This is a genomic window from Streptosporangium nondiastaticum (assembly GCF_003011965.1).
In the GTDB taxonomy this organism is placed as follows: domain Bacteria; phylum Actinomycetota; class Actinomycetes; order Streptomycetales; family Streptomycetaceae; genus Streptomyces; species Streptomyces nondiastaticus.
Window position 1 is genome coordinate 1 of sequence record NZ_PXWG01000246.1, and the last position, 4,561, is coordinate 4,561.

A 4,561-nucleotide genomic window follows, 5' to 3' on the forward strand; every position below is an offset into this window, starting at 1 on the left:
GGCTCCTGCAGGGGGAGCAGCGAGACGAGGGTGACGCCGGGGCGCAGCCCGCCGGCCATGGCGGCCAGCCGGGCGAGCCGGGCCGGGTCGGAGGCGTCGGTGTGCAGGTCGACGGGGCAGCCGTACTCGGCGGCGAGGTCGAGGGCGGTCTCGGCGAAGCCGGTGGGGTCGGGGTCGAGGTCGGGGCAGCCGCCGACGGCCGCGCCCATCTTCACGGCGTCCCGCAGCAGGGCCACCCCTTCGGCCCCGGCGGCGCCGGTGAGCAGCCGGGGCACGGCGACCGCGGTGAGGTCGGTGAGCCCGCGCAGGGCCCGCCGGGCCTGCAGGACGGCCTCCAGCGAGCGCAGCCCCTGCACGTCGCCGATCCGCACGTGGCAGCGCAGGGCGGTGGCCCCGTGCCCGAGCTGGAGCAGCGCGGCCTCCGTGGCGCGCCGCTGGACGTCCTCCGCGGCGTACGAGACGGGCCCGTCGGCCTCGGCGGTGAGCGCGGTGGCGCCGTGCGCGTGCGGTTCGGCGGGCGCGGGCAGCAGCAGATAGCCGCTGAGGTCCACGCGCGGGCCGGGCGCCAGGCTGCCGGCGGTGCCCACGGCCTCGATGTGCCCGCCGCTCAGCCGCACGTCCACGGTGCGGCCGTCGGCCAGGCGGGCGCCGCCGAGCACGAGGGCGCCGTCGCCGGGCACGGCGGCGTGCGGGCCGGCATCGCCGCCGGGGTTCGCCGGGGGCTGCGGCTGGCTGTCGGGCATCGCGCTCCTCCGGGGGCCGGGGCGTGCATGATCACGCAGCAGGTCCGAGCGTAGGGCGCGGCAGGAACGGCTTCGAGCAGGCGACGAATAGTCGTACTGGTGTGGTGCGGGAAGGCTTCCGTGGCGCCGTCGCGGGCGTCCTCCGGATACGGATTTCACCTTCGGCGGCCAACCGTGTAATGTCTTCCTCGCTCGCCCCAATAGCTCAGTCGGCAGAGCGTCTCCATGGTAAGGAGAAGGTCAACGGTTCGATTCCGTTTTGGGGCTCTGGTGTGAGAGGTCCTCGCCTTCGGGCGAGGGTCCCTCCCACATCAAAGCGGTGTAGCTCAGTCGGTAGAGCAAGCGGCTCATAATCGCTGTGTCACCGGTTCAAGTCCGGTCACCGCTACACGTAGTAGCCGATTGTGGGGTCGGTCCTCCGGTCGGCTACTCTTGTCTGCGTTAATCCGTCCATTCCGTCAAGGAGCACTCACGTGGCTGCCACCGACGTCCGCCCGAAGATCACGCTGGCCTGCGTGGAGTGCAAGGAGCGGAACTACATCACCAAGAAGAACCGGCGTAACGACCCGGACCGTCTTGAGATGAAGAAGCACTGCCCCCGTTGCAACTCGCACACCGCGCACCGCGAGACGCGATAACAACAGGCTCGTTCGCGAGGCCGTCCCCATTCACCGGGGGCGGCCTCGCGGCGTATCCGCCACCGTTCACCACTGCCGCAGGAGGTACCGGGCCATGGCGCTCGACCAGTCCTTCGTAGGGCGGACCTATCCGGCCACCGAACCGTACGAGGTCGGCCGGGAGAAGATCCGCGAATTCGCCGAGGCCATCGGCGACACCAATCCGGCGTACACCGACCCGGAGGCCGCCAAGGCGCTGGGCCACCCGGATGTGATCGCTCCGCCGACGTTCGTCTTCTCCGTCACATACCGGGCCGCCGGCGCGGTCGTGAACGACCCGCAGCTGGGCCTGGACTACTCGCGCGTCGTGCACGGCGACCAGAAGTTCGCGTACGCCCGCCCCGTGCGGGCCGGCGACCGCCTGACGGTCGTCTCCACGATCGAGTCGATCAAGTCCCTGGCGGGCAACGACGTCCTGTCGATCCGCGGCGACGTCCAGGACGAGCACGGCGAGCACGTGGTGACCGCGCACACGACCCTGGTGGCCCGCGCGGCCGAGGAGGCGTAGATGACTGCCCGGATCTCCTACGACGAGGTCGAGATCGGCACGGAGCTGCCGGTCCGCACCTTCCCGGTGACGCGCGCGGACCTGGTCCGCTACGCGGGCGCCTCGGGCGACTTCAACCCGATCCACTGGAACGAGAAGTTCGCCAAGGAGGTCGGCCTGCCGGACGTGATCGCGCACGGCATGTTCACCATGGCCGAGGCGGCGCGCGTGGTCACGGACTGGGCCGGCGACCCGGGCGCCGTCGCGGAGTACGGCGTGCGGTTCACCCGCCCGGTCGTCGTGCCCAACGACGACGAAGGCGCGGTCATCGAGGTCGGCGGCAAGGTCGCGGCCAAGGACGACGAGCGCCGCACGGTCCGGGTGGACCTGGTGGTCAAGAGCGCGGGCCAGAAGGTCCTGGGGATGTCGCGAGCGGTCGTACGCCTCGCCTGAGAGGAGGGCGCCATGAGCGGGACGGCGCCCTCCCCCTTTTGACACCGGAAGTAAGTGACCAATAACTTACGCCTCATGGTCAGGATGAGCGCGGAGGAACGGCGTGAGAGTGTGATCCGCGCCGCCATCACGGAGTTCGCGCGGACCGGCTACAAGGGCACGTCCACGGAGGCGATCGCGCGCCGCGTGGGCGTCTCGCAGCCGTACCTCTTCCGGCTCTTCCCCACCAAGGAAGCGATCTTCCTGGCGGCGGCCCGGCGCTGCCTGGAGGAGACCCGCGAGGTCTTCGCGAAGGCCGTCGAGGGCGCGCCGCCCCGCGGGGCGCAGCAGGCCATGGCCGCCGCGTACGACCACCTCATCTCCGAGGACCCCGAGAAGCTGCAGATGCAGATGCAGATCTACGTCGCGGTGGCCTCGGCCGAGGCGGCGGGGGACCACGAGTTCGGCAGCGCGATCCGCAAGGCGTGGCTGGAGCTGTGGGACGGGGCGCACCTGGCGCTCGGCGGGGACGCGAAGGAGACGACGCGGTTCCTGGCCAAGGGGACGCTGATCAACACGCTGATGTCGCTGGGCTTCCCGCCGGACCACAGGGTGTGGGACGGCTTCTAGAGGTGGGATCCCGCAAGCGGGATCTCCTTCTTCCCGGCGAAGAAAGTTAGTAAGCACTCACTAAATAACTGCAACGGGGGATTCACATGCCGCCCAAGGCCGTCTGGGCCCTGGTCATCACCGGCGCGGCGGGCTTCATGGCCGCACTGGACAACCTGGTCGTCACCACCGCCCTGCCCGCCATCCGCAAGGACCTCGGCGGAGGGCTGGAAGACCTCGAATGGACCGTCAACGCCTACACGCTCACCTTCGCGGTCCTGCTCATGTCCGGCGCGGCCCTCGGCGACCGCTTCGGCCGCCGCAAGCTCTTCGTCACCGGCCTCGCGATCTTCACGGCGGCCTCCGCCGCGGCCGCCCTCGCCCCCGGCATCGAGGCGCTGATCGCCGCCCGGGCCGTCCAGGGCGTGGGCGCCGCCATCACGACGCCCCTGACCCTCACCCTGCTCACCACGGCCGTCCCCGCCGCCCGCCGAGGCCTCGCCTACGGCATCAAGGGCGCCGTGGACGGCCTGGCCGTGGCCGGCGGCCCGCTGATCGGCGGCACGCTCACCGAGCACCTCTCCTGGCAGTGGATCTTCTGGCTCAACGTCCCGCTGGGCGCCGCCCTCATCCCCCTGGCCCGCCTCCGCCTCCAGGAGTCCCGCGCACCGGAAGCCCGCCTCGACCTCCCCGGTACGGTCCTCGTCAGCGGCGGCCTCTTCGGCGTCGTCTACGGACTGATCAACGCGAACGCGCACGGCTGGACGAGCCCCGGAGTCCTGACCGCCCTCCTCGGAGGCAGCGCCCTCCTGGCCGCCTTCATCCGCCACGGCTTCCGCGCCGAGCGGCCCATGCTCCCCATGCGCATCTTCGGAAACCGTGCCTTCGCCGGCGTCAACGCCGCCGGCGTCTTCATGTTCCTGGGGATGTTCGGCTCGATCTTCCTGCTCAGCCAGTTCCTCCAGAACGTCCTCGGGCAGTCGCCCACGGAGGCCGGGCTGCGCATGCTCCCCTGGACCGCAATGCCCATGATCGCGGCGCCGCTCTCGGGCCACCTCGCCGACCGCGTGGGCAGCCGCCCCGTCCTCATCACCGCCCTCGCCCTCCAGGCCCTGGGCCTGGCCCACTTCGCCCTCGTCATGAGCCCGGACGTCTCCTACGCGGCCCAGCTCCCGGGACTGATCGTCAGCGGCATCGGCATGGGCCTGTTCTTCGCCCCCGCGGCGAAGCTGGTCATGTCCGGCGTCCGCCCCGCCCAACAGGGAATCGCCTCCGGCGCGAACAACGCCCTCCGCGAGGTGGGCGGAGCGCTCGGAGTGGCCGCCCTGGCCTCACTCTTCTCCGCCCGGGGCGGCTACGACTCCCCCCAGCGCTTCGTGGAGGGACTCACCCCCGCGCTGTGGGCCGGCGCGGCGGCGGTCGCCTGCGGCGCGGTCGCAGCGGCGCTGATACCCGCCCGGAACGCGGTGCGGCCCGTCCCCGCCGCTGCGCGGCGGGCTCATGCCCACCCACCCGCCCGTTAGGTCATCGCAGAGGTGCTGCACCAGGGCCGTGCCCAGCGCCGACGCGAGCCAGGGGGCCGGGAAGCCGGCGACGGACGGAGGGGGCCGGGG

General features: G+C 71.8%; 5 protein-coding genes, 2 tRNA genes and 1 pseudogene. 7 read left to right on the forward strand and 1 reads right to left on the reverse strand.

From position 1 onward, the window contains the following. A pseudogene (locus B7P34_RS35080) lies at positions 1 to 743 on the reverse strand (hypothetical protein); the annotation flags it as partial. Positions 744 to 937: 194 nt separating this feature from the next. On the opposite strand from B7P34_RS35080, the gene B7P34_RS35085 reads away from it, so the two are divergent. From B7P34_RS35085 to B7P34_RS35115, 7 genes are all read left to right on the forward strand, one after another. Continuing rightward, positions 938 to 1,010, forward strand: a tRNA-Thr gene (locus tag B7P34_RS35085). Between the two features lie 48 nt (positions 1,011 to 1,058). After that, positions 1,059 to 1,131, forward strand: a tRNA-Met gene (locus B7P34_RS35090). 85 nt (positions 1,132 to 1,216) lie between these two features. Continuing rightward, complete coding sequence (rpmG, locus tag B7P34_RS35095) at positions 1,217 to 1,381, forward strand: 50S ribosomal protein L33 (RefSeq protein WP_006604855.1); 165 nt, start codon at positions 1,217 to 1,219, stop codon at positions 1,379 to 1,381. Positions 1,382 to 1,475: 94 nt separating this feature from the next. Further along, complete coding sequence (locus B7P34_RS35100) at positions 1,476 to 1,928, forward strand: MaoC family dehydratase N-terminal domain-containing protein (protein WP_106682183.1); 453 nt, start codon at positions 1,476 to 1,478, stop codon at positions 1,926 to 1,928. After that, positions 1,929 to 2,360, forward strand: coding sequence for a MaoC family dehydratase (locus B7P34_RS35105; protein ID WP_106682184.1), 432 nt, complete (start codon positions 1,929 to 1,931; stop codon positions 2,358 to 2,360). It begins immediately after the preceding gene. 75 nt (positions 2,361 to 2,435) lie between these two features. Next, complete coding sequence (locus tag B7P34_RS35110; RefSeq protein WP_106682185.1) at positions 2,436 to 2,969, forward strand: TetR/AcrR family transcriptional regulator; 534 nt, start codon at positions 2,436 to 2,438, stop codon at positions 2,967 to 2,969. Positions 2,970 to 3,055: 86 nt separating this feature from the next. Continuing rightward, positions 3,056 to 4,471 (forward strand): DHA2 family efflux MFS transporter permease subunit, encoded by a 1,416-nt coding sequence (locus tag B7P34_RS35115; protein ID WP_106682186.1) that lies wholly within the window; start codon positions 3,056 to 3,058, stop codon positions 4,469 to 4,471. Positions 4,472 to 4,561: the final 90 nt, after the last annotated feature.

Bases quoted from the DNA above. Each gene is read 5' to 3' on its own strand.
- B7P34_RS35110 (WP_106682185.1), top strand. From the start codon at position 2,436: ATGGTCAGGATGAGCGCGGAGGAACGGCGTGAGAGTGTGATCCGCGCC.
- B7P34_RS35115 (WP_106682186.1), top strand. From the start codon at position 3,056: ATGCCGCCCAAGGCCGTCTGGGCCCTGGTCATCACCGGCGCGGCGGGC.
- B7P34_RS35100 (WP_106682183.1), top strand. From the start codon at position 1,476: ATGGCGCTCGACCAGTCCTTCGTAGGGCGGACCTATCCGGCCACCGAA.
- B7P34_RS35105 (WP_106682184.1), top strand. From the start codon at position 1,929: ATGACTGCCCGGATCTCCTACGACGAGGTCGAGATCGGCACGGAGCTG.